The 25,278-nt window shown below is 74.9% G+C and carries 27 protein-coding genes and 1 pseudogene; 17 read left to right on the forward strand and 11 right to left on the reverse strand.

Annotated elements, in window-relative coordinates; translation table 11 throughout:
- Window positions 1-18: 18 nt before the first annotated feature.
- The gene (glyA, locus tag GEV43_RS37245) at window positions 19-1,290 is read left to right on the forward strand and encodes a serine hydroxymethyltransferase (RefSeq protein ID WP_160825420.1); all 1,272 of its coding nucleotides are present in this window, start codon (window positions 19-21) and stop codon (window positions 1,288-1,290) included.
- Window positions 1,291-1,364: 74 nt separating this feature from the next.
- Here glyA and GEV43_RS52110 read toward each other — a convergent pair whose 3' ends face one another.
- Entirely contained in the window at window positions 1,365-1,508 is a 144-nt protein-coding gene (locus tag GEV43_RS52110; RefSeq protein WP_241684182.1) for a hypothetical protein, read from the reverse strand.
- On the reverse strand, window positions 1,505-2,305 hold the full coding sequence (locus GEV43_RS55485; RefSeq protein ID WP_309240132.1) for a class I SAM-dependent methyltransferase: 801 nt from the start codon (window positions 2,303-2,305) through the stop codon (window positions 1,505-1,507). Before GEV43_RS55485 ends, GEV43_RS52110 begins: the two co-directional genes overlap by 4 nt.
- Window positions 2,306-2,379: 74 nt before the next feature.
- On the opposite strand from GEV43_RS55485, the gene GEV43_RS37255 reads away from it, so the two are divergent.
- The 3 genes from GEV43_RS37255 to GEV43_RS37265 all read left to right on the forward strand — a co-directional run bounded on the left by GEV43_RS37255 (window position 2,380) and on the right by GEV43_RS37265 (window position 5,262).
- A complete protein-coding gene (locus tag GEV43_RS37255) occupies window positions 2,380-3,054 on the forward strand; it encodes a carboxymuconolactone decarboxylase family protein (protein ID WP_160825421.1) in 675 nt (224 codons plus the stop codon).
- Window positions 3,047-3,721, forward strand: coding sequence for a GNAT family N-acetyltransferase (locus GEV43_RS37260; protein ID WP_160825422.1), 675 nt, complete (start codon window positions 3,047-3,049; stop codon window positions 3,719-3,721). The genes GEV43_RS37255 and GEV43_RS37260 overlap by 8 nt, the downstream gene beginning before the upstream one ends.
- A gap of 80 nt (window positions 3,722-3,801) precedes the next feature.
- Window positions 3,802-5,262, forward strand: coding sequence for an FAD-binding oxidoreductase (locus GEV43_RS37265; RefSeq protein ID WP_160825423.1), 1,461 nt, complete (start codon window positions 3,802-3,804; stop codon window positions 5,260-5,262).
- Here GEV43_RS37265 and GEV43_RS37270 read toward each other — a convergent pair.
- Window positions 5,259-5,690, reverse strand: coding sequence for a DsbC family protein (locus GEV43_RS37270; RefSeq protein WP_160825424.1), 432 nt, complete (start codon window positions 5,688-5,690; stop codon window positions 5,259-5,261). The genes GEV43_RS37265 and GEV43_RS37270 overlap by 4 nt on opposite strands.
- Window positions 5,691-5,832: 142 nt before the next feature.
- Between GEV43_RS37270 and GEV43_RS37275 the strand changes: the two genes are divergently transcribed.
- Complete coding sequence (locus GEV43_RS37275) at window positions 5,833-6,951, forward strand: hypothetical protein (protein WP_160825425.1); 1,119 nt, start codon at window positions 5,833-5,835, stop codon at window positions 6,949-6,951.
- Here GEV43_RS37275 and GEV43_RS37280 read toward each other — a convergent pair.
- The 3 genes from GEV43_RS37280 to GEV43_RS37290 are packed head-to-tail and all read right to left on the reverse strand — an operon-like array spanning window position 6,932 to window position 9,026.
- Window positions 6,932-7,723: an isocitrate lyase/phosphoenolpyruvate mutase family protein gene (locus GEV43_RS37280; RefSeq protein WP_160825426.1), complete on the reverse strand. Its 792-nt coding sequence runs from the start codon at window positions 7,721-7,723 to the stop codon at window positions 6,932-6,934. The two genes, GEV43_RS37275 and GEV43_RS37280, sit on opposite strands and share 20 nt — an antisense overlap.
- Before the next feature lie 26 nt (window positions 7,724-7,749).
- A complete protein-coding gene (locus tag GEV43_RS37285; protein WP_160825427.1) occupies window positions 7,750-8,502 on the reverse strand; it encodes a cytochrome P450 in 753 nt (250 codons plus the stop codon).
- Window positions 8,503-8,558: 56 nt separating this feature from the next.
- Window positions 8,559-9,026 (reverse strand): ATP-binding protein, encoded by a 468-nt coding sequence (locus GEV43_RS37290; RefSeq protein ID WP_160825428.1) that lies wholly within the window; start codon window positions 9,024-9,026, stop codon window positions 8,559-8,561.
- A 184-nt stretch (window positions 9,027-9,210) separates the two neighbouring features.
- Here GEV43_RS37290 and GEV43_RS37295 point away from each other — a divergent pair, with 184 nt between their 5' ends.
- Both GEV43_RS37295 and GEV43_RS37300 read left to right on the forward strand, forming a co-directional pair.
- Window positions 9,211-10,074, forward strand: a complete 864-nt coding sequence (locus tag GEV43_RS37295; RefSeq protein WP_160825429.1) for a helix-turn-helix transcriptional regulator — start codon at window positions 9,211-9,213, stop codon at window positions 10,072-10,074.
- Window positions 10,071-10,280 carry a DUF397 domain-containing protein gene (locus tag GEV43_RS37300; RefSeq protein ID WP_160825430.1) on the forward strand — a complete coding sequence of 70 codons (210 nt, stop codon included), beginning with the start codon at window positions 10,071-10,073 and terminating at the stop codon, window positions 10,278-10,280. Before GEV43_RS37295 ends, GEV43_RS37300 begins: the two co-directional genes overlap by 4 nt.
- Here GEV43_RS37300 and GEV43_RS37305 read toward each other — a convergent pair.
- Together GEV43_RS37305 and GEV43_RS37310 are read right to left on the reverse strand one after the other, a co-directional pair.
- On the reverse strand, window positions 10,268-11,452 hold the full coding sequence (locus GEV43_RS37305) for an MFS transporter (protein ID WP_241684183.1): 1,185 nt from the start codon (window positions 11,450-11,452) through the stop codon (window positions 10,268-10,270). The two genes, GEV43_RS37300 and GEV43_RS37305, sit on opposite strands and share 13 nt — an antisense overlap.
- 80 nt (window positions 11,453-11,532) lie before the next feature.
- Window positions 11,533-12,858, reverse strand: a complete 1,326-nt coding sequence (locus GEV43_RS37310; protein WP_160825432.1) for a cytochrome P450 — start codon at window positions 12,856-12,858, stop codon at window positions 11,533-11,535.
- A gap of 287 nt (window positions 12,859-13,145) precedes the next feature.
- Between GEV43_RS37310 and GEV43_RS37315 the strand changes: the two genes are divergently transcribed.
- From GEV43_RS37315 to GEV43_RS37355, 9 genes are read left to right on the forward strand one after another with little or no spacing between them, the layout of a single operon-like run.
- Window positions 13,146-14,234, forward strand: a complete 1,089-nt coding sequence (locus GEV43_RS37315; RefSeq protein ID WP_160825433.1) for a polyprenyl synthetase family protein — start codon at window positions 13,146-13,148, stop codon at window positions 14,232-14,234.
- Window positions 14,235-14,247: 13 nt separating this feature from the next.
- The gene (locus GEV43_RS37320) at window positions 14,248-15,495 is read left to right on the forward strand and encodes a UbiA family prenyltransferase (RefSeq protein ID WP_160825434.1); all 1,248 of its coding nucleotides are present in this window, start codon (window positions 14,248-14,250) and stop codon (window positions 15,493-15,495) included.
- Window positions 15,492-16,115, forward strand: coding sequence for a class I SAM-dependent methyltransferase (locus GEV43_RS37325; RefSeq protein WP_241684330.1), 624 nt, complete (start codon window positions 15,492-15,494; stop codon window positions 16,113-16,115). Before GEV43_RS37320 ends, GEV43_RS37325 begins: the two co-directional genes overlap by 4 nt.
- A gap of 6 nt (window positions 16,116-16,121) precedes the next feature.
- Window positions 16,122-17,303: a thiamine pyrophosphate-binding protein gene (locus GEV43_RS37330; RefSeq protein WP_160825435.1), complete on the forward strand. Its 1,182-nt coding sequence runs from the start codon at window positions 16,122-16,124 to the stop codon at window positions 17,301-17,303.
- Window positions 17,231-18,370: a thiamine pyrophosphate-dependent enzyme gene (locus tag GEV43_RS37335; RefSeq protein ID WP_160825436.1), complete on the forward strand. Its 1,140-nt coding sequence runs from the start codon at window positions 17,231-17,233 to the stop codon at window positions 18,368-18,370. Before GEV43_RS37330 ends, GEV43_RS37335 begins: the two co-directional genes overlap by 73 nt.
- Window positions 18,298-19,401, forward strand: a complete 1,104-nt coding sequence (locus tag GEV43_RS52120; RefSeq protein ID WP_309240236.1) for a thiamine pyrophosphate-dependent enzyme — start codon at window positions 18,298-18,300, stop codon at window positions 19,399-19,401. The genes GEV43_RS37335 and GEV43_RS52120 overlap by 73 nt, the downstream gene beginning before the upstream one ends.
- Window positions 19,398-20,075 (forward strand): hypothetical protein, encoded by a 678-nt coding sequence (locus tag GEV43_RS37345; protein ID WP_160825438.1) that lies wholly within the window; start codon window positions 19,398-19,400, stop codon window positions 20,073-20,075. Before GEV43_RS52120 ends, GEV43_RS37345 begins: the two co-directional genes overlap by 4 nt.
- Window positions 20,072-20,293, forward strand: coding sequence for a ferredoxin (locus GEV43_RS37350; protein ID WP_160825439.1), 222 nt, complete (start codon window positions 20,072-20,074; stop codon window positions 20,291-20,293). Before GEV43_RS37345 ends, GEV43_RS37350 begins: the two co-directional genes overlap by 4 nt.
- A 12-nt stretch (window positions 20,294-20,305) precedes the next feature.
- Window positions 20,306-21,487, forward strand: coding sequence for a cytochrome P450 (locus GEV43_RS37355; RefSeq protein WP_160825440.1), 1,182 nt, complete (start codon window positions 20,306-20,308; stop codon window positions 21,485-21,487).
- 111 nt (window positions 21,488-21,598) lie between these two features.
- Here GEV43_RS37355 and GEV43_RS37360 read toward each other — a convergent pair whose 3' ends face one another.
- Together GEV43_RS37360 and GEV43_RS52125 are read right to left on the reverse strand one after the other, a co-directional pair.
- The gene (locus GEV43_RS37360) at window positions 21,599-22,156 is read right to left on the reverse strand and encodes a HEAT repeat domain-containing protein (protein ID WP_160825441.1); all 558 of its coding nucleotides are present in this window, start codon (window positions 22,154-22,156) and stop codon (window positions 21,599-21,601) included.
- A gap of 54 nt (window positions 22,157-22,210) precedes the next feature.
- A complete protein-coding gene (locus GEV43_RS52125) occupies window positions 22,211-23,797 on the reverse strand; it encodes a DUF6461 domain-containing protein (protein WP_160825442.1) in 1,587 nt (528 codons plus the stop codon).
- Window positions 23,798-24,010: 213 nt separating this feature from the next.
- Between GEV43_RS52125 and GEV43_RS56670 the strand changes: the two genes are divergently transcribed.
- Entirely contained in the window at window positions 24,011-24,244 is a 234-nt protein-coding gene (locus GEV43_RS56670; RefSeq protein WP_375539138.1) for an SCO4225 family membrane protein, read from the forward strand.
- A gap of 149 nt (window positions 24,245-24,393) precedes the next feature.
- On the opposite strand, the pseudogene GEV43_RS56675 reads toward GEV43_RS56670, so the two are convergent.
- Window positions 24,394-25,278, reverse strand: a pseudogene (locus GEV43_RS56675) (MerR family transcriptional regulator); the annotation flags it as partial.

A 25,278-nucleotide genomic window follows, 5' to 3' on the forward strand; every position in this document is an offset into this window, starting at 1 on the left:
ACGAGCGCGGAGGCAGTCATGCACCAACCGGCCCTTCCCCACCTCCAGAGCCAGGACCCCGAGATCGCGGGGCTGGTCGAGGCGGAGGCCCGCCGCCAGTTCGAGAAGATCCGGCTGATCGCCTCGGAGAACTACGTCTCGCCCGCCGTCCTGGAGGCGACCGGGTCCGTCCTCACCAACAAGTACTCCGAGGGCTACGCCGGCCGCCGCTACTACGAGGGCCAGCAGAACGTCGACCCGATCGAGCTGCTCGCGATCGAGCGCGCCAAGGCCCTGTTCGGCGTCGAGCACGCCAACGTCCAGCCCTACTCGGGGTCGCCCGCCAACCTCGCCGTCTACCTGGCGTTCCTCCAGCCGGGCGACACGGTGATGGGCCTGTCGCTGCCGATGGGCGGGCACCTCACGCACGGCTGGTCGGTGTCGGCGACGGGCAGATGGTTCAACCCCGTCCGGTACGAGGTCCGCGCCGAGGACGGCCGGGTCGACATGGACCAGGTCCGCGACCTCGCGCTCAAGGAGCGGCCGAAGCTGATCTGGTGCGGCGGCACCGCGGTCCCGCGCACGATCGACTTCCCGGCGTTCGCCGAGATCGCGCGGGAGGCCGGCGCGGTGCTGGCCGCCGACGTCGCGCACATCGCGGGCCTCATCGCGGGCGGGGCGCACCCGTCCCCGGCCGGCCACGCCGACGTGATCACCACGACCACGCACAAGACGCTGCGCGGCCCGCGCGGCGCGATGATCCTGTCGACGCAGGAGCACGCGAAGGCCATCGACAAGGCCGTGTTCCCGGGCCTCCAGGGCGGCCCGCACGACCACACGACCGCCGCGATCGCGGTGGCGCTGGACGAGGCGTCCCGCCCCGGCTTCGCCGCCTACGCCCACCAGGTCGTCGCCAACGCCAAGGCCCTCGCGGCCGCGCTGCTCGAACGCGGCTACGACCTGGTCTCCGGCGGCACCGACAACCACCTGGTCCTGATCGACCTGACCGGCAAGGGCGTCCCCGGCAAGCCCGCCGCGCAGGCCCTCGACCGGGCCGGCATCGAGCTGAACTACAACGCCGTCCCGTTCGACCCGCGCAAGCCGTTCGACCCGTCCGGCCTCCGCCTCGGCACCGCCGCGATCACCACCCGCGGCCTCACCGAGGACCGGATGCCGCGGATCGCCGCGTGGATCGACGAGGTCGTCCAGGCCGTCGCGGCCGAGGACGAGGCGGCGGTGGCCCGCGTCGCGGGCGAGGTCCGCGAACTGCTCGCCGGATACCCCATGCCCGGCTGGGCGACCGCCCCCTGACCCGCGCCGGCGGGCGGGCGCCGATCGGTGCCCGCCCGCCCCGCGGGCCGGTCAGCGGGCGGTGAGGACGGTGATCATGCGCCAGGCGTCCGGGCGGACAGCGGGACGTCGGCGAAGTCGCCGTACTGGGCGACGATCTCCAGGGAGCCGGAGAGGCGGACGGCGGCCGCCAGCTCGGTGGCCGACCAGAAGCGGTAGGGGACCACGTCGCGGATCACCCGCGTCCCGCCCCGGCTCCGCCGCCGGAGACCGTCATGGTGACGTGGTCGTCGGAGACCTGGGTGACGGGGTCGAGGCGGTCGGACGGCTCGCCCCAGCGGACGGTGGCGCGCACGTCCCCGCGCTCGACCGTCCAGCCGGTGCTGACGCTCGGGTCGTCGCTGAGCCGGTCGCGCGGGTGCGACATCTCCACCACGTAGAGGCCGCCGGGCCGCAGGTGCTCGGCGGCCCGGTCCAGGTGCGCGGTGAACGCGTCCAGCGTCATCAGGTGCGACGTCGAGTCGAGCATGGTCACGACGAGGTCGAACCGGCGGCCGAGTGCGAACGCCGTCATGTCCTCCTGGACGACGTCCAGCCCGACGCCCTCCTCCTTGGCCCGCCGCGCGGCGTACGCGCACATCGCGGGATGCAGGTCCAGCGCCGTCGCCGCCACGCCCCGGCGGGCGAACTCGCGGGCGTGCTCCGCCGGGCCCGCCGCCAGCTCCAGGACGTCGCGCACGCCGCCGCCGTCCAGCCCGCCGAGCGCGGGCCGGGGCCCGCCGCGCCCGCGCGGTGGCGGGCCGTCCAGCGCAGCAGCACGTCCACCTCCGCGGGCACGTCGCGGAACGAACAGGCCAGCTCGTACGCCCAGGGGTCGTCGTAGATACCGGTCACCGCGCCATCCTTCCAGCGGCCCCGCCCGGACGTCCGGGGAAACGCCGCAGGCCGCGCCCGTCTGGAACGATCCGCGGCCGGGACGGGCGCGGCGGGCGGGGCCGCGGGCCGTCCCCGCGGCCGCCTGTGGCGCGACCGCCACGTCCTCCTGCGGAGCCGGTTCCACATTGCGGACAGGGGTTGAGGGGCCCGCCGCGACGGCCTAGCGTGCGGTGAGTGATCGACCCCTTGAGCGGTGAGCACGTCAACGATCCACCTCCGCGGGACCCGCCGGGAACGCGCCTGCCCCTCCTGCTCCCCCGCGCGCTCGGCGACGAGCAGCGCGAGGTCTACGACGCCGTGACGGGCGGCGCGCGCGGGCCGCGCTCGGGACGGCGCCCGGCCTTCCGGATGGTGGACGAGGCGGGCCGGCTGCTCGGGCCGTTCAACGCGATGCTCTACAGCCCGGCCGTCGGGCTGCCGCTCCAGGAGCTCGGGGCCGCGCTGCGGTTCCGCACCGGGTTCACCAAGCGGGAGCGGGAGATCGCGACGCTGGTGGTGGCCGCGCACGCCCGCTCGGACTTCGAGTGGTACGCGCACGAGCGCGCCGGCCTCGGCGCCGGGCTCACCGAGCACGAGGTCGCCGCGTTGCGCGCCGGGCGGGCGCCGATGCTCGGCGACGTCCGCGAGCGGGTGGTGTACGAGGCGGCGCGGCAGCTCGCCGCCGAGGGCGACCTCGGCGACGCGGTGTTCACCGAGGCGACGGCGACGCTCGGCCGCGCCGCCGTCGTCGAACTGGTCACGCTGGTCGGGTACTACGCGGCCCTCGCCCTCCAGCTCCGGGTGTTCCGGGTGGGCGTGCCGGACGGCGAGCCCGCGCCCGCGTGGGAACAGGACGATCCCCATGACTGACGTGCTGCGGACCGGGCGCCTCGCGCTGCACCCCGTGGGCATGAGCGACCACCGGGCGCTGCTCGCGCACTGGACCGGGCCGCTCGTCCGGCGGTACCTGCTGGACGACCTGGTGATCACCCCGGTGCAGGTCACCGAGATCATCGCGGCCAGCCAGCGCGACTTCGCGACCGCCGGGTACGGCCTGTGGGCGCTGCGTCCCGGGCCGCTGATCGACGCGCGCCCCGGCGCCCGCAGGGCCGGCGCGCGGCCGTACGGGCGCGGCGCGCGGGGGCGGGGCGGCCTCCCCACCGCCGGCCCCGACCCGGACGGCGCGCTCGTCGGCGTGGTCGGGCTGCGCCGCCAGGAGGGCCCGGCGGGCCGGGGCCCGGACGTCGAGATCGTCTACAGCCTGGAGCCGGACCGGTGGGGGCAGGGCCTCGCCGCCGAGGCGGCCCGCGCCGTCCTCGACTACGCGTTCGGCGTCGTCGGCCTGCCCCGGGTGACCGCCGAGATCGACGCGCGCAACTCCTCGTCCGCCGAGGTCGTCGAACGGCTCGGCATGCGGCCGTGGCGGCGCGGCGCGGGCGGCGGCCCCGACGCCGGCGCGAACGGCCCGGACGGGCCCGCCTACTACGCCGCGTACCGCACCGCCTGGCTCGGCGCCCGCCCGGCCATCGACGCCTGAACCCGTACCCCGTCCGCGCGGCGACGACGGGATCCGTGGCGCTCTGGCCGTTCCGCGATCGGATCCTTCAGGATGAGGGGATGAGGTCCCCTGGCGCCCCGCTCGCCGAAGGCTTCGCCAACGGCGGCGTCTCGTACTGGTACCGCCCGATCGGCCGCCCCGTCCCCGGCCCCCGCCTCCCCGGCCCGCGCACCGCCGACGTCTGCGTGGTGGGTGCCGGCTACACCGGCCTGTGGACCGCGTACTACCTCAAGAAGGCCCGCCCCGGCCTGCGCGTCGTCGTGCTGGAGCGGGAGTTCGCCGGGTACGGCGCGTCCGGCCGCAACGGCGGCTGGGCCGTCGGCGAGCTGGCGGGCTCCCGCGAACGCTACGCCGCCGCGCACGGCCGTGCCGCGACGGTCGCGCTGCAACGGGCCATGTTCGGCGCGGTCGACGAGATCGCGCGCGTCGCGCGGGCGGAGGGCATCGACGCCGACCTGGTCAAGGGCGGCGTCCTGACCGTCGCGCGCAACGCCGCCCAGCGCGCCCGCCTGGAGGAGCTGGTCGCCTCGGCGCCCGCGTGGGGCTGGGACGGCGGCGACCTGCGGCTGCTGGACCGGGCCGAACGCGACGACCGGCTGCGCGTCGAGGGCATGACGGCCGCCGCGTGGAGCCCGCACTGCGCCCGCGTGCAGCCCGCCGCGCTCGTCCAGGGGCTCGCGCAGGCCGTCCGCGACCTCGGCGTCGAGGTGTACGAGCGCACGCCCGCCCTGCGGATCCTCCCGCGCGCGAACGGCGCCCCGGCCGCCGCCGCGACCCCGTACGGCACGGTGACGGCGGAGTACGTCGTCCGCGCGACCGAGGGGTTCACCGCCGCGCTGGAGGGCCACCACCGCGCCTGGCTGCCCATGAACAGCTCGATGATCGTGACGACGCCGCTGCCGGACGGCGCGTGGAAGCGGATCGGCTGGGAGCGCCGCGAGCTGCTCGGCGACATGGCGCACTACTACGTGTACGCCCAGCGCACGGGCGACGGGCGGATCGCGTTCGGCGGCCGGGGCCGGCCGTACCGCTACGCCTCCCGGCTGCGCGACCTCGGCGCCGGGCCGGACGGCGCGGGCCGGACGAGCCCGGCGACGGTGGACGCGCTGTGGCGGGCGCTGACGGGAATGTTCCCGGCGGTCGCCGCCGAGGGCGGGCAGGTCGCGCACGCCTGGTCGGGCGTCCTCGGCGTCCCGCGCGACTGGTGCGCGGCCGTCGCCGTGGACCACCTCACCGGGCTCGGCCACGCGGGCGGCTACACCGGGCACGGCGTCGCCGCGTCCAACCTCGCCGGGCGAACGCTGCGCGACCTGCTGCTGCGCCGCGACACGGACCTCACCGCGCTGCCGTGGACCGGGCGCCGCGTCCGCCGCTGGGAGCCCGAGCCGCTGCGCTGGCTCGGCGTCCAGGCGATGTACGCCCTCTACCGCGCCGCCGACGCCCGCGAGGCCGCCGCCGCGTCGCCCCGGACCTCGGCCCTCGCCCGCGTGGCGGCGGCCGTCACCGGCCACGACCGCTAGCTCAGGTGGGCGGCGATCTCGCTGGCGGGAGCGGCCCCGGCGAGCATGGTGCCGTCCTCGAAGACGAGCGTGGGCGTGGCGTTGACGCCGATCTCCTCGGCGGCCAGCCGCAGCCGGGACAGCGGCGCGTGCTCGTCCGGCGGGCCGGGCGGCTCGGTCCCGTCGATCATCCACCGGTACCAGGCGTCCGCCCGGTCCGGCGCGGCCCAGATCAGCCGGGTCAGCCGGTCGGCGCCGGAGTAGATCTCCAGCGGCAGCAGGATCGTGTGCACGGTGACGCCGGTGACGTCCGGCAGCCGGTCGCGGACGAGCTCCCGCGTGAACGGGTCGCACGGGTCGGCGAACAGCGCGAGCCGGCGCCGCCCGTCCCCGCGCACGTCGGTGAACGCCAGGTCGAGCGGCAGCTCGTCGAAGCGGATCTCGGCCATGCCCGTTCCCCCTTCCGGTCCTGCCGGGCCCATACCCGGGTCCCGCGCGCCCGAATCGGCGGGGTCCGCCGGGGACGGCCCGTGACCTGCCGGTTCACTCGAAGAAACGCAGAAGGTCCGACGCGGCTGCCATCATCCCCGCATGGTGAGAACGACGCGGATGACGGGCCGGGGCGTGTCCGACCGGCTGGTGGAGATCGGCATGGTGCCGCCGGAGGACGCCGCGAAGGCGCTCGCGGCGATCGGGTTCACGGCGCCCGACGGGGAGATGGGCCACGAGGCCCTGCTCGACCTGCTCGACGAGTGCGGCGCCACGGTCTGGGTCCCGGACGAGCCGGTGGACGACCTGGAGCAGGGCTACGCCGCCGTGCTCGAACGCGCGGCCGCGTGCGGCGGCGGCGCCGTCGCGGTCGGCGACGTCGAGCTCGTCCGCGACGAGCGCGGCGAGGAGAGCCTGCACTTCCTGCGCGACGGCGAGCCGGTGTGGTGGCAGGTCGAGCACGGGCCGGACGGCCGCCTCGACCATATGACGATCATGGAGTGCGTCGACGACCTCGAACCGGGCGGCGACGACCCCCGCATGTTCTACGCGGTCCCCGGGGACGGCGAGGGCGGCGGCGACCTCTACGTGCTCGCGACGCCCGAGCAGGCGCGGGCGCTGCACGACGAGCTCGCCATCGACCTGGAGGGCCTCGCCCTCCGGCCGGGCGACGGCAAGCCGCGCCGCGGCGCGCCCCCCGCGGCCGAGCCCGGCACCCCCGACTGGTACGCGCAGGACGACCGGCGCACCATGACCGCCCCGGCCCGCGCGTTCCTCGACGCCTGGACGGCCGGAATGGCCGAGGCGCTCGACGGGTGGCGGGCCGGCCACCTGCCCGGCGGCTTCCCGTTCGACTTCTCCCTCGACTCGCTCGACGCGCTGGAGGGCCTCGTCCTCGAACGCCACCCCGACTGGGACTCGGTGATCGCGGCGGGCTCCGGGCCGTTCGTCGAGGGCGCGGTCCGCTACGTCGGCGAGACCCTGCTGCGCGCGGCGCCGAGCCGGTGGGGCTACCAGGACCTCGGCCTGTCCGACGCGCACGACCGCATCCCGATGATCCGCTCCAACACCCCGGCCGGGTTCATGCAGACCGTGATCCCGCTGCACCGCCTCGCGGTCCTCGCCAAGACCCGCGAGCGCGGCACCCTCCGCGAGTCGGTCGCGTTCCTGGGCGACGCGGTCGCCGCCCACGAGCGGGCCGTCAGGGCGCGGCGGCGCTGACCATCCGCTGCACGTCGGCGTAGGAGTACGGGGCGGCGGGCTCCGCCGCCACCGGTCCGGGCGCGATCCCGAGCGCGGTGGCGACCGCCGTCCCGAGCGCGGCGCGGAACAGCAGCGACCCGAGGCTGATCCGGTGCACGCCGAGCCCGGCCATCCGCTCGTACGGGGTCCGGCCGGGCAGGTAGAGCACGTTCAGCGGCACCTCGACCGCGTCCAGCACGGCGCGCACGTCGGCGTCCTCCGCGAGGCCGGGCACGAACACGCCGTCCGCCCCCGCCGCGTCGTACAGGGCGGTCCGCCGCAGCGTCTCGTCCAGGTCGGGGGAGTCGCCGCCGAGCCAGAACGTGTCCGTCCGCGCGTTGAGGAACACCCCGGGCGCCGCGGCCTTGACCGCCTCGACCACGGCGGCGTGCCGTTCGGCCTCCACGAGCGTCCCGCCGGACCGCCCGTCCTCCAGGTTCACCCCGGCGATGCCGTACGACTCCAGCTCGGCGACGAGCGCGGCGACCTCGCCGGGGCTCTCGGAGTAACCGCCCTCGATGTCGACCGTCACGGGCACGGGCAGCCGCGCGAGGTTCCGCGCCAGCGCGAGCGTCTCCGCCCGCGTGTCCCCGGTCGCGTCGGGCTTCCCGGCCGCCGCCGCGACGCCCAGGCTGGTCGTTCCGACGGCCGCGAACCCCGCCTCCGCGAGCGCCGCGCCGCTGGCGAAGTCCCAGGCGTTCGGCAGCAGCAACGGCCGCTCCCCGTAGTGCAGATCGCGAAAGTCGCTCATCCCGCGGTTCTCCTCCGTACGCGTCGTCATCGTGCGGTCTCTTTCGTGGCCAGGGCGGCGTCCAGCACGCCCGCGGCGAGGTGCAGGGCGTGGTCGGCGCCGGGGCAGGGACGGCGTCCCGCGCCGAACGTCAGGTGCCACGGCTCGGCGCGGCCCGGATCGAAACGGTCGGGGTCGGAGAACACGGCCGGGTCCCGGTTGGCGGCGCGCAGGTCGAGCGTCACGAGGCTCCCGGCCGCGACGGCGTGCCCGCCCGCCTCCACGTCCTCGCGGACCGTCCGGCGCATGGCCGGGACCGGCGGGTCGTACCGGAGCGTCTCCGCGACGACCGCCTCGGCGGGCCAGCGCCCCGGGTCGGGCAGGTCCCGCGCGAGCACGGTCGCGTTCCGCACGAGCGCGACCGTCGCCTCGCAAGCCTGCATGAGCACCGCGATCCGGTTGGCGACCTCCTCGTCCATGAGGCCGCCGCCGAGCACTTGGACGAGCGTCCGCACCGCCGCGTCGGCGGCCGGATCGGGATCACCGGTCAGATACCGCGCCGCCGCCACCGGCACCGCCTCCACGAGCGCGTCCAACGCGTCCGGACCGCGCACGCCGAGCGCCCGGCCGAGAACAGCGACCAGCACGTCCCGAACGCGGGTCTCGTCGCTGACCGTGTTGTTCGGGGCGAGTCGTGCGCGGACGTCCTCACGCAGCGCGGACGGGGCGATGTCGGCGAGCGTCTCGTTCACGATCGCTCGTCGCCGCTCGTGGACGGCCCCCTCGCGTCGGAGCTCCATGGTCCGAACGTAGGACGCGGACGTTCAAACGACCGTCGAAGTATCGGCGCGCCCGGTCAAGGTCGCGGCAGGCCGTTCGCGGCGGTGTGGGCCGCCGGTTCCGGACGGCCGGCAGCCGCGTCCACCGCGAACTCGGCCCACACCGTGGTGCACGCTCCGTCCGGCCGGTGCCCCCACCGCGTCGCGACGGCCTCCACGATGTGCAGCCCCCGCCCGCTCTCGTCCTGCGGATGTTCGCGCAGGACGGGCCGCGCGCCGTCCGCCCCGTCGTCGGTCACCTCCGCCCGCAGCAGGCCCTGCCCGCGCAGCAGCGAGATCGTCACCTTGCCGCCTCTGCCGGACGCGGTGTGCCGGATGCCGTTCCCCACGAACTCGTCCACGACGAGAACGAGGTCGTCCAGCAGTTCGTCACGCGGCCCGAGATGCCCCGGCACCAGGGTGTCGTGCAGGAACCGCCGGGCGTACGGCGCCGAGCGCGCCACCCCCGGCAGCGTCAGCACGGCGAGCACCGTCATGTCTGCCATCGCCGATCCCTCCGTTCGAAGTCCCCGCCAGCGTCGTCGCGCTCCGTGACCCCCTCAACGCTTTCCGGGGAGGTTGGATGTATTCACCCGCGATCCGTGGACCGGCTGATGTGTTCAAAAACGAATACTTCTAACTTCCACGGAAAATCACCGAACGGCTACTTGGCGTGACAGTCTCGTGCGCATGCGAGACGACGACGTTCGGCTGACGTACCGCCGGAGGAGGATCGGCGAAGCGTTGCGCCGCTTTCGGGTGGACCTCGGCCTCACGCAACGCGCGGCAGGTCGCCTGCTCGACTACTCCCAGGCTTCGCTCAGCTCGTACGAGAACGGCCACCGCGCCATCCGCCCCCGCGACCTCAAACACATCCTCAACGAGTACGGCGTCACCGACCAGTTGGTACGCGACCGTCTCCTCTCGCTCGCCTCCCAGGGCCGCCAGGACGGCTGGTGGCACGACTTCGACGAACGTCTGGAACCCGGCATCGTCGACTACGCGGCGCTCGAATCCGAAGCCGTCTTCCTGCGAAACTTCGAAGCACAACTGGTTCCCGGGCTTTTCCAGACCGAGGACTACGCCCGTGCGGTCATCAGCAGTTCAGGTCTCGCTCTGCGCAGGCCGCACAACGCCGAGGCCGACGTCGAGTTCCGGATGATGCGGCAGGCGCTTCACGACCGGCCGAACCCGCCCAGGATCTCCGCCGTGCTGGGAGAGGCCGCGCTGCACGTCCAGATGGGAGGCCCATCCGTCATGAGGTGCCAGTACGCCAAGTTGCTGGAGATGGCGGAACTGCCGCATGTCGAGCTTCAGATCGTGCCATTCTCGGCCGGCGGCCATCCCGCGGTCGACGGATCGTTCACCATCATCGGCATCGGTCCCGATGCGCTGCTGGAGGTCGTCGCGATGGACAGCCTGACCCGCAGTTGGTACGTGGACGAGCCCTCGGACGTCGAGCACTACCACCTGGCGATGGACCGCCTCCGCGAGATCGCCCTCCCGGAAATCAGATCCCGAGACTTGATCGAACGGCTATCGTCCGACGTATGAGCGAGAACGATTTCTCAACCACCCGCTGGCGCAAAAGCAGTTACAGCGGAGGCGGCCAGACCCAGTGTGTGGAGGTCGCGGGTCTGGGCACCGGTGTGCTGGCGCGGGACTCGAAGGATCCGGACGGTCCCGTGCTGGCGTTCTCGGCGGGGGAGTGGCGAGCGCTCCTGGGCGTGCTCAAGCGCGACGGGCGTCAGACCGCGTGATCGTGGTGGTGGGGTTCGGCCGGTAGGGGGCTGCGCGGGCGTTCGGGGCGACGGGTGGATATGGCCGCGACTGTGAGGGTGGCTGTTGCCGCGCCCAGCAGCATCAGGATGGACGGGGACGTGTGGTCCAGGGCGGCGCCGCCGGTCAGGGCGCCGAGGGACAGGGTCGCCTGGAACGACGCGGTGAAGATCACTGAGGCGGCTTCCGGGGTGTGGGGGGCCGCCTTCGCGAACCAGGTTTGCGAGCACACCGGCACCGCCCCGTACGCGATGCCCCACAAGGGGAGGAGCGCGAACGCGGCCAAGTGCCAGCGGCCCAGTACGGGCAGGAGAAGTGTTGCGACCGCTAGGAGGGCGGCGGCGGTTGCGAAGGTGGCGCGTGGGTGGCGGGCGGCGCGTGGGCCTGCGGCGAAGTTGCCGATGATTCCGGCCGCGCCGTACACCAGCAGCAGCGCCGTGATGGTCGTCGGGCTTGCGTGCGTGACGTCTTGGAGGAACGGCGTCACGTAGGTGTAGGTCCCGAAATGGGCGAGCACGATCAGGAACGTCACGAGCAGTCCGGCCCGTACGCCCTGGAGGCGCAGCAGCCCGGTGAGCACGTGCGGGCGGGTGGCGTGTTGCGGCGGCAGCGGGGGCAGGAGTGCGGCGAGTGCGACGAGGACCGCCGCGCTGAGGGCGGCCATCACGGCGAACGCGGCGCGCCAGCCCGCCAGGTCGCCGATCAGGGTTCCCGCTGGGACGCCGAGGACGGAGCCGAGCGGGACGGCGGAGAAGACGATCGACGTCGCGCGGGGCCCGTTCGCCACGAGACGGCCGCCGAGCCCCGCGCCGACCGACCAGAACCCGCCGATCGTCACCCCGACGAGCACCCGCGACAGCAGTACGGCCCAGAACGCCGGGGCCACGACGACGAGCACGTTCGCCAGGGTGAGCAGCGCCATGAACGCGCACAGCATCGTCCGCCGGTCGAACCGGGCGGTCGCGACCGTGACGGCCGGGGCCGCGACCGCCGCCAGGAGCCCGGGCATCGTCATCATCAGGCCCGCCGTCCCGTCCGAGACAGAGAAGTCGGACCCGATCGACGTCAGCAAGCCGATCGGGAGGATCTCGGTGGTGACGATCGAGAAGAACCCCGTCGTCAGCGCCACGACGGCGCACCAGCTTCTGACCATGCGTTCAAGTGCAGCAGCGCGGCCCGCCGGGGTCCGGCGGGTTCGCGACATGGACGTCGCCGGCCGCGTGTCCGGGGTGCTCAGGGGGTCGGGAGTGGGGTCCTCACGCCGTCCACGCGGACGGTCATCCCGCCCTTCGGGTACATCGCCGTGAAGCCGGTGGGCTCGACGTCGCGGGACAGCAGGGTCAGCTCGGTGCGCTGGAGGAGGCGGGCCAGGACGGCGGCGACCTCGGCGCGGGCGAGGTTGGAGCCGATGCAGCGGCGCGCGCCGACGCCGAAGGGCAGGTACTCGTAGCTGGACGGGTGCCGGTAGCCCGGACGGCTCCGGTCCCAGCGCTCGGGCCAGAACGTGTCCGGGTCGGTCCAGATGCGCGGGAGCCGGTGCGTGACGTACTGGCTGTAGACCACCATGTCCCCGGCCCGGACGCGGTGCCCGGCGAAGGCGAAGTCCTCCGCGGCGGTGCGGGCGCCGGCCATCGCGGGCGGGTAGAGGCGCAGCGTCTCGGACGTCACCCAGTCCAGGTAGGGCAGCTCGCGCAGGACGCCGAGCACCGGCGGGCGGCCGCCGAGGCGTTCGGCGACCTGCTCGGCGGCCTTGCCCAAGGCGGCGCCGTCCGACCACAGCGCGTACACCGCCCAGGAGAGCGCGGCGCTGGTCGTGTCGTAGCTGGCCACGATCAGGCTGACCACCATGTCGCGCAGCTCGGTGTCGGTCATGGCGCCCTCGCCGTGCGCGAGCAGGACGCCGAGGACGTCGCCGCCGGGGTCGGCGGCGGAACGGCGCCGGGCGATCTCCGCGCGCACCCGCCGGTCGATGCGCGCGATGGCGTCCCGCGCGCGCCGGCGCACCGGGTTGGGGACGGCCTGGAGCAGCTGCTGCCGGGGCGGCGAGAAGTTCAGCAGGTGGAGCGCGTCCTCCAGGTCGGCGCCGAGCGCGGCGTGCTCCGCGGCCAGGGCGGGCCCGAAGAACCCGCGGACGGTGGAGGCCCGCACCATCGCGCGGAAGGTCGAGTAAAGATCCACCTGCTGTCCTGGACGCCATGAATCGAGCGTCGCGTCGAGCTCTCCCAGCAGGACGTCCAGGTATCCGGCCACCGGCTCGCGGGTGAAGGCGGGCTGCACCAGGCCGCGCCGCCGGTCGTGGCCGGGCCCGTCGCTGACCAGCAGCGCGGTCTCGCCGGCCAGCGGCACCAGCGACTCGAAACCGCCCCGCCAGCGGAACTTCCGCGCATTGGAGAAAAGGAATTCATTGGCCTCCGGGCCGAAGAGGAACGTTACCTTGAGCGGCCCGAACCCGAATTGCGCGACCGGGCCCGAACGGGCACTGAGTTCGCGCATCGCGGGTGCCATGCTCCGGTCGAGCCCACGGGCGGTTCGGAGCTCCTCCAGTGCGCTGAGTTTCATGGCCCACTCCTCCTCGGAGTCGTGTGTGTACGCTCGGTAAAGCGTGGTGAACGGAGCATTCCCACTGTTCATGCCGTGCGCGCCAGGGTCAAGGAAGAAAATGATCTCCCTTGGGCGAGTGTACGGAAGTCGTTTATGCATGTTATCCGTGCGCGCGATTATATTCATTTTGCATTTCAAATTAGGAAAGTCGTCCGGTACTTGCCAGAAGGCTGACGACCAGCAATTCTTCGACGTAATGTCCGGCTGTTGTGGACCGACTGGACCCGTCTTGTTCGAGGGGAGTCATGGATGCATTGCTCACGGCCGCCGGGCCCGAGGCGCAGCTCTCGCGGCTGCTCGGCACCGCGCCGCACCGGCTGGTGGCCGGCTGCGTCACGACCGGGCGGTGGGAGTCCGACCTGCGCGCCTGCCTGGACCTGCTGGCCGACCAGAGCGCCGCGGCCGACGGACTGATCACCGAGGCGGTCGCGCCGGTGGTGGCGGGCGGCAAGCGGCTCCGCCCGCTGCTCGCCCTGGCCACCGCGTACGCGACCTGGTGCTGCGCGCCGGACGGCGCCGCCCCCGGGAGACCCGCGCGGGAGGAGGTGTGCGAGCGGGCGGTCCGGGGCGGCGCGGTCGCCGAGCTGCTGCACCTGGCGAGCCTGGTGCACGACGACGTGATGGACGAGGCGGACGTCCGGCACGGCGCGCCCACCGTCAACGTCCGCGAGGGCAACATCCGGGCGGTGCTGGCCGGCGACTTCCTGCTGGCCCGCGCGCTGGCGGTGGCCGGCGACCTCGGGCCGCGGGAGGGCGCGCTCGGCTGCGCGACGTTCGTCCGGCTCTGCGAGGGGCAGGCCCGCGAGTCCGCGACGCTGTTCGACCCGGCCCGCACCGAGGACGCCTACTACGAGGCGATCACCGGCAAGACCGCCGCGCTGCTGTCGGCCGCCTGCCGCCTCGGCGCGATGGCCGCGGGCGTGGACGCCGCCGCCGAGCAGGCGCTGGCGGACTACGGGCACCATCTCGGGCTGGCCTACCAGCTCGTCGACGACCTGCTCGACCTCACCGGCCCGGCGTACCGGCTCGGCAAGCCGGCCGGGCACGACCTGGTCGAGGGCGTGTTCACCCTCCCGGTGCTGCACGCGGTGCGGGAGCGCCCGCGGCTGGCGGGCCCGCTGGCCGCGCTGCGCGAGGACGCCGGTGATGGAGCGGTCCAGGACGTTCTCGGGGAGGTCCTCGCCTCCGGCGGCCCCGCCTACGCCCGGGCGGCCGTCGCCGAGCAGACCCGGCACGCGGCCGGGGCGCTGTCGGCGGCCGCGGGCGCGCTCACTCCGGCGGGCCACGCGATGCTGTCGGAGCTGGTGACCTGCCTCGCAGGCCGGACCTACTGAGGGGCGGCCCGCGATGACCTCGGCTCCCACGGCCCAGGCGCCTCCGGCGCCCCTCACCGCGCGGCGGTTCCACGCCCTGCGCCCGCCCCAGCAGGTCGCGGCCGTCCGCCGCGGCGGCGGGACGGCCCCGCCGGCCGCCGCCGCCCGGCTGATCGTCACGCTCGGCCGGCCCCGGACCTGCGTGCCCGGCCTGGTCGCGTTCGCGCTCGGCCTCGGCCACGCCCCCGTCTCCCCGGCCCGCGCCCTGCCCGCCGCGCTGCTGGCGCTGCTGGTCGGGTTCTCGGCCAACCTGCACAACACCTACACCGACGTGGAGGAGGACAGCCGCAACCTGCCGGGACGCATGTGGACGCTGTACCGGCTCGGCCTGCGCCGCCTGGCCTGGACGCTCGTCGCGCTCAACGTGCTCATGCTCGCGCTCGCGGCCCTCCACGGCCTCGCCTTCGCCGCCTTCACCCTGGTCGGCCTCGCGGCCCTGCACCAGTACTCCTTCCGCCCGCTCCGGCTCAAGGCGCGCCCGCTCCTCGGCCTGTACGTCTTCGCCCAGGCCGTCATCGGACCGTTCCTGATCGGCTGGTTCGTCGGCATCGGGGACGTGCGCGTCCCGGACCGGGCCGCCTGGACGATGCTCGCCTTCCTGCTCGCCTGGTTCGTGGCGAAGGGCCTGGTGAAGAACGTCCCGGACTACGACGGCGACCGCGCCGCCGGGCTGCGCACCTCCGCGACGCTGTTCGCGTCCCGCCGCGCCGCGGCCCGGTGCGCCGCCGCCGCCACCGTCGCGGTCTACCTCTGCCTGCCGGTCCTGGTGGTCGCCGGGGCCTCCCCGGCGCGGGTGCTCTGGGCCATGCCCTGGACGCTCGTGGCGGCCTACCAGGGGCTCCGTCTCGTACGGGCCCGCGACGCCGCCGCGGCCAACGCCCTCCTGCGCAGCGACATGGCGATGTCCAGCGCGTTCCTCGCGACCATCCTGCTGCTCCAGGAGCCGCACTGGAGCAGCGTCGCCGTGATCGTCGCCGGCGCCGTGCTCATCGCCGGCAGCGACCTGCTCGCGATGGACTCGCGCCGCGACGCCGACGCCGCCGCCCCGCCTCCGACCCCCGACAAGGAGCCCTCCGCCATGGAGCGTCCGACCGCCGCCGACGAGCCTCCCGCCGCGCGGCGCCCCGCCGCCGCGCGGCCCGCCCCGGGCCGCCGTCCCGCCACACCGCAGGCGCTGTTCGACCGCGTCGCCCCCGCTACGACCTGTTCAACTCGCTGCTGAGCGCCGGATCGGACCGGCGCTGGAGGCGCACCGCCGCCCGCCTGGCGGCCGCCGAGCCCGGAAGCCGGGTGCTGGACGTGGCGACCGGCACGGGCAGCCTCGCCGTCACGCTCGCCGAGCGGCACCCCGGCGTCCGCGTCACCGGCTGCGACATCAACGCGGCGATGCTCGCGGTGGCCGAACGGAAGGTGACCCGGCGCGGGCTCATCGGCCGGGTCTCCCTGGAACGCGCGCCGGGGGAGGAGCTGCCCTTCCCCGACGCGTCGTTCGACGCCGTCACCGTCGCGTTCGCCATCGACGACATGGACGACCGGAACCGCTGCGCCGCCGAGATGGCGCGCGTGCTGCGGCCGGGCGGACGGCTCGTCCTGCTGGAGCTCGGCGTCCCCGAGCAGCCGCTGCTGCGGTCGGCCTACCTGGGCGGCCTCGGCGTGATGGGCCTGCTCGGCCGGGCCCGCGGCCTGGACGGCTACCGCCACCTGCGCGAGGAGATCACCACGTACCGGGGCCCGGACGCGATCCGCGACCTGCTGGCCGGAGCGGGCCTCGTCCGCTACGCCCGGACGCCCCTGACCGGCGGCATCGCCTACGCGCACGTCGCCACCCGACCGGAGGACTGATCGAGCATGCAGGTCAACCGCCACATCTACAGCGAGCTGGCCGGCCGGCGCCGCTTCGCCGACGCCGCGGTCGCCGCCCTCGCCGACGCGGGCGTCACCACCGTGTTCGGCATGCCCGCCGAATCGCTCAACGCGTTCGTCGACGCGCTGCGCCGAGACGGCCGCATCCGCCTCGTCGGCGTACGGCACGAGGGCGCGGGCGCGCTGATGGCCGCCACGTACGGCAAGCTCACCGGCGTCCCGGGCGTCTGCGTCGGCACCGCCGGACCGGGCGCCACCCACCTGCCGCTCGGCGTCTTCGAGGCGCACGCCGACCGCGCACCCCTGCTGGCGCTCTCGGGCCAGGTCCCCGTCGAGCAGGTCGGCATGGACTCGTTCCAGGAGATCGACCCGGTGGCGCTGATGGCGCAGACCACCGTCTACAACCGGTCGATCGGGGCCCCGGGCCAGATCCCGATGGTGCACCGCGCCCTGGCCGAGGCGGCGCTGCGCCGCGGCCCCGCCCACCTCGCCTGCCCGTCCGACGTGTTCGCCGCGCCGCTGCGCGGGGCGGCCGTCCCGCGGGCGCGGAGCCTTCCCGGCGCGGGGAGCGCCGCCGACAAGGCACTGCTCGGCGGGGTCGCCGACCTGCTCGGCACCGCGCCGACCGCCGTGATCGTCGGTGCGGTCACCGCTCGGGAGGCGGGCCCCATCGAGGCGCTCGCCGAGCACCTGGGCGCACCGGTGCTGGTGCTGCCCGAGGGGTACCGCTACTTCGCGGCGCTGCCCGACGGGCCCGCGCTGCCGGTGCTGCACGAGCGCGTGGCCGACTGCGTGCGGGCCCTGCGCGGATGCGGGCGGGTGCTGCTGGTCGGCGCGTGCAGCGCCTCGGCCCGCGAGCTGACCGACGGCCACGACGTCGTCCAGGTCGCCGAGGGCGCCGAACGCGCGCGGCCCGGACCGGACGGCTGGATCCGGCTGCTCGGCGAGCCCGCCGAGATCCTCCGGCAGCTCCGCGAGCTGGCGCCGCCGGGCGAACGGACCGGCGGGCTGCTGGGCGCCGTCGGCGACCTGCGCGACGGCGCTCCCCCGCGCCGCTCTGGCAGGTCATCGACCGGGCCCTGCCCGCCGACGCCGTGGTCGCCCTGGAGCCGGGACGTCCGCTGGACGGGGCGCTCAGGGCCCTGCCGGTCCGCGAACGGCTGCTGACCTCGTCCTTCGGGCTGCGGGTCGCGGGCAGCGCGCTGCCCGCCGCGATCGGCGCCGCGTTCGCGCGTCCCGGCCGCCGCACCGTCGCGGTCACCACGGACACCGCCCTCCAGGACTTCGCCGGCGAGCTGCTGACGCTGTGCCGCTACCGCGTCCCGGTCTCGCTGATCTGCGTGGCGGACGACCGGCGCACCGACGTGCGGCGCCTCGCCGCCGCGGCGGGGCTGGCGACCGCCGCGGCCGCCACGCCGTCCGCCCTGGAAGGGGCCCTGACGGCCGCGCCCGGCGGCCCCGAACTGATCCACGTCTCGGGCGAGGCCCTCCTCGGCGCCGAGCCGCGCCGCGACACCACCACTCTCAGCGCGCCCCGCCGCGCCGCCGCCCGCGCCGCCGCCGATGCTCCCACCGGGACGCCGGACGGCCCCTCAGTCGGGACGGCGCTCGCCGAGGTCCTGGCCGAGCTGGACGCCGCCGCGGCGTTCGTCCGCCCCACTCCGGCCACCGAGCCGCTGGCCGGGCTGTGCAAGGCGGCGGGCATCACCGTACGGGCCGTTCGCAACACCGAGTCCGCCGCGATGGCGGCCTCGGCCCTCGCCAAGCACACCGGCCGCCCCGCCCTGTGCCTGACCGGCCCCGACGCCGACACCGTGCTCCAGCTCAACGGCCTCTACGACGCCGCCTACGACCACGCGCCCGTCGTCGTGCTGGGAACGCCCGGCGCCGTGGTCGACGGCACCCTGCTGCTGGCCGGGGCCGCGCGCACACTGCGGCTGGACGGCGCCCCGGGGACGCTCGCCGCCGCCGTGCACGCGCTGCGCACGGCGGCGGCCGGGCAGCCCGTCCACATCGAGATCGACCCCGCCGTCCTGGACCGTCCGGCGGACGGACCGGTGCCCGGTCCCAGACCGCCCGCGCCGTCGCCCGTCCTGCCCGCCGCCCCGACCTCGACCGCGCCGCCGCGCTGCTCGCCGCGGCCCGCCGCCCCGTCATCCTCATCGGGCGCGGCGGGCGCGGCGCCACCACCGAGATCGGCGAACTCGCCGCGGCGCTGGGCGCTCCGGTGGTGACCACCATGCCCGGACGCGGCGTCCTGCCCGACGACCACGCCCACCACGCCGGGGCGATCGGCTCGTCCGGCCACCAGAGCGCGGCCGAGACCCTGGACGAGGCGGACGTGGTCGTCGCGTTCGGGATCTCCCGGCGCGGCGCCTCGGCCTTCGACCTGCCCGGCGACCACCACCTGATCCAGGTGGACCACGACCTCGGCCGGCTCGCCAACGCCTCCCGCGCCGGCCTGCCCCTGCACGGCACCGCCAGGCACACCGCGCAGGCGCTCACCGAACGGCTCGGCGCCGCCGCGTCCCCCGGAGGCGAGCACCTCGGCTTCGCCCGCGCCCGGCACGCCCGCTACCTGGCGACGCGGCGACGGCGCAGCCGCATCCCCACCCGGCCGAGCCGCCCGATCCGGCCGTCCGCGCTCGCCATGGAGCTGGCCGACCGGTTCGCCGGCGGCGGCCCCGCGCCGCTCGTCACCGTGGACGTCGGGCTGACCACCCTGTGGATCTACCGGTACCTCACGGGCCGCCAGGACTTCGTGTGGACCAGCTCGTTCGCCACCATGGGGTTCGCGGTGCCCGCCGCCGCGGCCCTCGCGCCCGGCGCGGACCGGCCGGTGCTCACCGCGGTCGGCGACGGCGGCCTCGCGGTGACGCTCAGCGAGCTCGGCACGCTGGCCGACCTGGACCTGCCCGTGACCGTGGTGGTCTTCGACAACGGGCGGCTCGGCGCGATCCGGTTCGAGCAGGAGATCATGGGCTGGCCCGAGTACGGGTCGGCGCTGCACAACGGCGACCTCGCCGAGGCGGCCCGCGCGTACGGCCTGGCCGCCGAGCGCGTCACCACCATGGCCGGGCTGCGCAACGCGCTGCGCGTCGCCCGCGTGGCCCGCCGCCCGTACCTCATCGACGTCGTGTGCGACGACAACGAGATCCCCGCCCCCGCCCAGCGGCGGCCCGCCGCCGCGCAGATCATCGGCTACGCGCTCGCCCTCGGCCGCGAGGCCGCGCGGGCCGCACGCCCCGGAGGTGCCCAGCGATGACCGGCATCGTCATCCAGTCCCTCGCCGGACTGATGTGGACCCTGGCCTACATCCTGATCATCCTGCGGTCGCGGCGGGACAAGGTCTACGGCGTGCCGCTGGTGGCGCTGTCGGCCAACCTCACCTGGGAGTTCTGGTACACCCTGGTGGAGCTGCCGCCGCACGAGGACCCGGTCAAGCTGGCCGCGCAGTTCGTGGTCAACTTCGTCTGGCTGGTCTTCGACCTGGTCATCCTCGCGCAGACGCTGCGCTACGGGCCGCGCCAGTTCGACTGGCTGCCCCGGGCCGGCTTCTACGCGATGTTCGCGCTCGTCCTCGCCGTCACCGGCCCCACCATCGTCCTGCTCAACAAGGAGTTCGACGACGTCTTCGGGGTCCGCGCCTCGTTCGTGCAGAACCTCGTCATGTCGGGACTCTTCCTGGCGATGCTGAACGCCCGCCGCTCCGCCGCGGGCCAGTCGCTCGGGATCGCGCTGAGCAAGATGGCCGGGACCGGGCTGGCGGCGCTGGGCGTCTTCCTCTACCCGCCCGCCCCGGTGTACGACCACTCGGTCCTGCTGCCCTTCCTGTACGTGGCGATCCTCGTCGTGGACGGCGTCTACACGGCCGGGATGTGGCGGCTCCGCGACGTCCCCGCGCCCGCCGCGCCGGTCGTGGAGAAGGTCGCGGCATGAACGGCCCCTGGCACGTCGAGGTGACCCCGGACTGCATCGCCAGCGGCGTGTGCGTCGGCACCGCCCCCGCCCACTTCGCCCTCGTCGAGGGCCGCTCGGTACCCCGGAACCCGTCCGCCGCCCCCGACCCGCTGCTGCTGTCCGTCGCCGACGCGTGCCCCATGGAGGCGATCCGGGTGCGCGCGGCGGACGGCACGGCCCTCGCCCCCACCGACTGAGAAGGAGACACCGTGGACTACCCGTTCGGAGACGGAACGAGCCTCGCCCTGGAGCCCGAGTACGCCGAAGCGCGCGCGACCTGCCCGGTCGTCCGCGTCCGGCTCCCGTTCGGCGGCGAGGCGTGGCTGGTCACCCGGCACGCCGACGTCCGCGAGGTCCTCACCGACCCGCGCTTCAGCAGCCGCGAGACGACCAGGAACCCCGACGGCCCGCGCTTCACCCCGCAGCCGCTGTTCCCCGCCGGGGTCATGAGCATGGACCCGCCGGAGCACACCCGCATCCGCAGCCTGGTCTCCAAGGCGTTCACCGGCGCCCGCGTGCAGGCGCTGCGCCCCCGCATCACCGAGATCGCCGAGGGGCTCGCCGACGCCATGCTGGAGCACGGCCCGCCCGCCGACCTGGTCACCATGTTCGCGCTCCCGCTGCCGGTCACCGTCATCTGCGAGCTGCTCGGCGTCCCCTACGCCGACCACGGGCGCTTCCGCGAGCTGTCGGACGCCCTGCTGTCCACGACGGCGCTGCCGCCCGAGGAGATCTTCGCGGCGGTCAAGGAGCTCAACCTGTACCTGGCGGGCCTGATCGAGGCGCGCCGGGCCGCGCCCCGCGACGACATGCTGAGCGGCCTCATCCGGGCCCGCGACCAGGAGGACCGCCTCTCCGAGCAGGAGCTCGTCGAGTTCTCCGTCGGCCTCCTCGTCACCGGCCACGAGACCGCGGCGACGCAGATCGCCAACTTCACCTACATGCTGGCCCGCAACCCCGGCCAGCTCGCCGCCCTGCGCGCCGACCCCGCCCTCATCCCGAACGCGGTGGAGGAGCTCCTGCGGCACACCCCCCTCGGCGCGGTGAGCGGCATCCCCCGCGTGGCGACCGAGGACGTCGAACTCTCCGGCGTCACCATCAAGGCGGGCGACTCCGTCGTCCCGTCCATCAACTCGGCCAACCACGACGAGGCCGTCTTCGACAACCCCCACGACCTGGACGTGACGCGGGAGAGCAACCCGCACATCGCCTTCGGCCACGGCGTCCACTTCTGCCTGGGCGCCCAGCTCGCCCGCGCCGAACTCCAGATCGCCGTGCACACGCTCCTGACCCGCTTCCCCGCCCTGCGCATCAGCGCCGACGACGCCGCCCTGCACTGGAAGAAGGGCCTGCTCATCCGGGGCTTCTCCAGCCTGTCCGTCACCTGGTGACGGCCTACTGTTGACCGCCTGCCGCTGACCGGCCCGCGGAACGAGCAAGGCCCAGGACCGGGGACCACGCCCGGCCTGGGCCTTGCTCGGGGAGCGGGGCGGCGGCCGGGGTCAGCGGCGGGCGGCCCGGTCGCGGATGAACTGCTCGGGGTCGTTCTGCGCCATCCTCCGCACAAGCGGAGCGAATTCGCCGTAGCCGGTGAACGAGGCCGCGTACAGCGCCGCGTAGCGGACGCGCGGGTCGGTGTCGTTCAAGGTCGCCGCGATGCGCGCGAAGACCTCCGCGTCGTGCCGTACGGGCGCCGCCAGCCCCAGCCGCAGCACCCGCTGGCCCCGCGCCTTGGCGTCCGGCGCCTCGTCGAGCTGCGCGCACAGCTCCTCGACCGACCACGGCTCCAGCGCCTTGTCCGCCAGCGCCGCCAGCTCGCCGGGGTCGCCGTCGAAGGTGTAGCAGCCGATCCCGAACAGCGCGTCCTCGACGTACACCAGCGCCACGCCGTCCCCGGCCCGCCAGGTGACCCTGCCGTCGGTCCCGGCCGCCCGGTCGCGCTCGATGACGTCCGCCATGGGCCACTCGCGGTCCTGCGCGAACGCGTCGACGTCCTCCACCGTCGTCCCGGAACGCAGGACGCGGCGCCGGGTCCGGACATGATCTTCATTGCGGGGCATGCGGGGCATTGTGCAGGTCGCGGATCCCCTCGCGCCACTCGAACGCGACATCTGTTACCCCGCCGAGCCTCCGCCGTCACCTGGCGTGACCGTCAGCAGGTGGGGCAGGTCGAGCGATCCGGGCGTCAGCGGCACGCCGGTGATCCGCTCGGCGAGCGCCAGCATCCACATGCCCTGGTACGTGCCGTTCCTGCCCTCGGGAGCCCCGCCCACGTCGGAGATCTCCTGGCGCAGCGCACGGGGCGCCTCTCCGGACGCGTCATCGACTCCGGGAGGCCGCAGGACCGTCAGCGGCGTGCCGCCCACCAGGTAGTAGAAGATCGGCATGCTTCTGGCGCACCAGTCGGCGTGCACGACCATCGTGCTCTCCGACAGCCGGCGACGGGCCTCCGGTGTGATCACCGACGAGGGGTGGGATTCGACGACGATGGTCCAGTCGCCCTCCTGGCGGATGGCCGCCGCCGGGGCGTCGCTCAGGGCGGCGGGTCCGGTGGGCGCCCGGCGCGCGTCGACGCCGCAGGCGCGGGCGACGGCGGCGAGGTCGGATGTCCGGATGTAGGTGACGCGGCCGGACGGCGCGAGCCAGTGGCGGGCCAGCCAGCCGTACCGTTCGAGCGGCGCGCCGTCGCCTGCCGCGAGGCCGCGGGAGCCGGCGGGCGGGGCGGGATCGCCGAGCGCCGACAGGACCGCGCCCCGCAGCGGCGGGAGGTCGCCGCGCTCGGCCCGCACCGTGGAACGGGCGGAGTCGATCGCCTGGTGCGCGGCCGCGAGCGGATCGGAGGCCGCGAGCGCCCGGACGGCCCGTACGGCGCGGGGGCGGGCCTCCTCGTCCTGGCCGCTGAGGCTCCGTTCGAGCGCGAGGAGGTCGCCGGCGCCGCGCCCGTTCAGGCCGTTGAGGACCATGGGGTCGTCGGCCAGGCCCGCGACGCCCGCCGCGTACGACGCGGCGGCGCGAGCGGCGCGTCTCAGGGCCGCCGCGCCGGACGTGCGCAGCGCGTAGGCCATCGTCGGCTCGTCGTACGTCAGCGAGTCGTACTCGGGCTGGATCTCGTCGCGTACGTCGTCCGGCCACGTCAGGATCGGGACGATCGTGAAGTCCTCGTCCAGCCATGCGCGCTCGAACGGCCGCCCGAGCACGCGGGCGGACAGCGCGAACATCAGTTGGATCCAGTCGCCGTCATCCCAGGGGAGGCCCGCCCGGAGCCCTTCCAGACAGTCGGGCGCGTCGCCGTGCCGCCCGTCCGGGGCCATCACGTCGAAGGTGGTCAGCAGGCGGCCGTCCGCGCCGTGGCAGAAGCTCGTGTTCCTGTCGATGTTCCAGAACGCGCTGACGGCCCGCCCGTGCTCGGCGACGCGGCGCACGACCTCCGGCAGCGAGCCCTGGTAGCCGTTGATCTCGATCCCGATGACCAGGCCGCCGTCGCCGTCGCCGACGCGGCGCACGGCGACCTGGCGGGTCACGCCTCCGTCGTCGTGCAGCTCTCCCAGGGAGCCGTCCCACGCCTGGTCGAGGACGCCGCCGAAGGCGCGGGCCACCGCGCCGGGGTCGTCCGACTCGACCATCGTGACGCACGCGGCGTCGCCGATGGCGTCGTGGACCCATCCGAACCGTTCGACCTCTGCCTCGCCGTCGTCGCGCATGGCGCCATTGGTAGCAGCGGCGTCCGACAGACCAGCCCGGGCGCGGCTACTCGGACGGGTTGAGTACGGGTACTCAGGCGGACGACCTGCGGCGACGGCGACCATGGAGTCATGTTCGCTCGTCTTTCCGCAGTCGCGGCACGCCGCAGTTCAGGTTGGTTCGGGATCATCCTTCCCGGCCTGTACGCCGGGATGGTGATCGCCGTCACCGTGATGGTCGCCGCGGTGCTCATGTTCGCCGAAGACCCCGGCTTCATCGGGATCTGGCTCGTCTTCGCGACGCTGCCCCTGTCGGCCGTCGCCCTGGCCTTGACCGAGATGGCGGGGGAGCTGCCCCGGCCGTTCGACATGGCGGTGTTCTTCGTCGCGACGACCGGCGTCGGCCTCGTCCAGGCGTGGGTGCTCCGCCTGCTGGTCCGCGGACGGCGCGTGCCCGTCTCACGCTGATCCGCCGGGGCCGCGTCGGCGACGACGCAGCTCACGTTGTCGGGGGCGCCGTGGCCGGTGGCCAGCGCGACGAGGGCGTCGGCCGCGTCGTCGGGGGTCGGGGCCGACGCCAGCGCTGACTCGATCTCGTCCCGGGGGACGACCGCGGACAGGCCGTCGGTGCACAGCAGGTAGCGGTCGCCCGGCAGGACGTCGTGCAGGCGGATGTCGGGGGAGACCGCGCCGCCGCCCAGCGCCCGGGACAGCAGGGCGCGGTCGGGATGCGCGTCCGCCTCCTCGGGCGCGATGCGGCCCTCGTCCACCATCGCCTGGACGAGCGTGTGGTCGTGGGTGATCTGGAAGAAGCTCCCCTCGCGCAGCAGGTACGCGCGGGAGTCGCCGACGTGGACGAGCGCGAACCGCGAGCCCGTCCACAGCAGGGCGGTCAGGGTGGTGCCGCCGGAGGCCGCGGCCTCGCGGACGGCGCGGGCGGCCTGCTCGACGGCCTCGTCCAGGACGTTCAGCAGGTCGCCCGACGCGGTGTCCAGGCCCGTCAGGGCGTGGACGGCGGCGGCGCTCGCGGCGGCGCCGCCGGGGCCGAAGCCGTCGGCGACGGCCAGGAGGCCGTCGCCCGCGCGGGCGCAGTCCTGGTTGGACTCGCGGACGAGCCCGGTGTCGGTGCGGGCGGCGTGGTCGAGCCGGAGCTGCGCGGTCACGTGGGTCTCCTTCCTCGCCAGGTGGTCGACGAGGAACGCGGCGAGATCGCGGCGGGCGGCGGTGCCGGCCTCGACGTCCGCCCAGTACGCCCGGACCTCCTCCGCCGCCTTCGCGGCCGGCAGGTCGCAGACCGCCCGGATGCGGGCGAGGGGCATGCCGAGGCGGCGCAGCCAGGCGACCAGGCGGGCCCGTTCGAGCTGCGCCGGGTCGTACAGCCGGTACCCGGACGCCGGATCGACGCGCGCGGGGGAGAGCAGCCCGAGGTCGTCGTAGAGGCGCAGCGCCTTCGGCGACAGCCGTGCCGCCCTCGCGAACGCGCCGATCGTCAGCAGTCCCAT

Origin of the sequence: Actinomadura sp. J1-007 (genome assembly GCF_009793335.1) — a bacterium.
In the GTDB taxonomy this organism is placed as follows: domain Bacteria; phylum Actinomycetota; class Actinomycetes; order Streptosporangiales; family Streptosporangiaceae; genus Spirillospora; species Spirillospora yumaensis.

Bases quoted from the DNA above. Each gene is read 5' to 3' on its own strand.
- GEV43_RS37290 (WP_160825428.1), bottom strand. From the start codon at position 9,026: ATGGCAGACATGACGGTGCTCGCCGTGCTGACGCTGCCGGGGGTGGCG.
- GEV43_RS37330 (WP_160825435.1), top strand. From the start codon at position 16,122: ATGCAGGTCAACCGCCACATCTACAGCGAGCTGGCCGGCCGGCGCCGC.
- GEV43_RS37280 (WP_160825426.1), bottom strand. From the start codon at position 7,723: ATGAGCGACTTTCGCGATCTGCACTACGGGGAGCGGCCGTTGCTGCTG.
- GEV43_RS37270 (WP_160825424.1), bottom strand. From the start codon at position 5,690: ATGGCCGAGATCCGCTTCGACGAGCTGCCGCTCGACCTGGCGTTCACC.
- GEV43_RS37345 (WP_160825438.1), top strand. From the start codon at position 19,398: ATGACCGGCATCGTCATCCAGTCCCTCGCCGGACTGATGTGGACCCTG.
- GEV43_RS37265 (WP_160825423.1), top strand. From the start codon at position 3,802: ATGAGGTCCCCTGGCGCCCCGCTCGCCGAAGGCTTCGCCAACGGCGGC.
- GEV43_RS37310 (WP_160825432.1), bottom strand. From the start codon at position 12,858: ATGAAACTCAGCGCACTGGAGGAGCTCCGAACCGCCCGTGGGCTCGAC.
- GEV43_RS37275 (WP_160825425.1), top strand. From the start codon at position 5,833: ATGGTGAGAACGACGCGGATGACGGGCCGGGGCGTGTCCGACCGGCTG.
- GEV43_RS37300 (WP_160825430.1), top strand. From the start codon at position 10,071: ATGAGCGAGAACGATTTCTCAACCACCCGCTGGCGCAAAAGCAGTTAC.
- GEV43_RS56670 (WP_375539138.1), top strand. From the start codon at position 24,011: ATGGTCGCCGCGGTGCTCATGTTCGCCGAAGACCCCGGCTTCATCGGG.
- GEV43_RS37285 (WP_160825427.1), bottom strand. From the start codon at position 8,502: ATGGAGCTCCGACGCGAGGGGGCCGTCCACGAGCGGCGACGAGCGATC.
- GEV43_RS37320 (WP_160825434.1), top strand. From the start codon at position 14,248: ATGACCTCGGCTCCCACGGCCCAGGCGCCTCCGGCGCCCCTCACCGCG.
- GEV43_RS37350 (WP_160825439.1), top strand. From the start codon at position 20,072: ATGAACGGCCCCTGGCACGTCGAGGTGACCCCGGACTGCATCGCCAGC.
- GEV43_RS37295 (WP_160825429.1), top strand. From the start codon at position 9,211: ATGCGAGACGACGACGTTCGGCTGACGTACCGCCGGAGGAGGATCGGC.
- GEV43_RS37360 (WP_160825441.1), bottom strand. From the start codon at position 22,156: ATGCCCCGCAATGAAGATCATGTCCGGACCCGGCGCCGCGTCCTGCGT.
- GEV43_RS37305 (WP_241684183.1), bottom strand. From the start codon at position 11,452: ATGGTCAGAAGCTGGTGCGCCGTCGTGGCGCTGACGACGGGGTTCTTC.
- GEV43_RS52125 (WP_160825442.1), bottom strand. From the start codon at position 23,797: ATGCGCGACGACGGCGAGGCAGAGGTCGAACGGTTCGGATGGGTCCAC.
- glyA (WP_160825420.1), top strand. From the start codon at position 19: ATGCACCAACCGGCCCTTCCCCACCTCCAGAGCCAGGACCCCGAGATC.
- GEV43_RS37315 (WP_160825433.1), top strand. From the start codon at position 13,146: ATGGATGCATTGCTCACGGCCGCCGGGCCCGAGGCGCAGCTCTCGCGG.
- GEV43_RS37260 (WP_160825422.1), top strand. From the start codon at position 3,047: ATGACTGACGTGCTGCGGACCGGGCGCCTCGCGCTGCACCCCGTGGGC.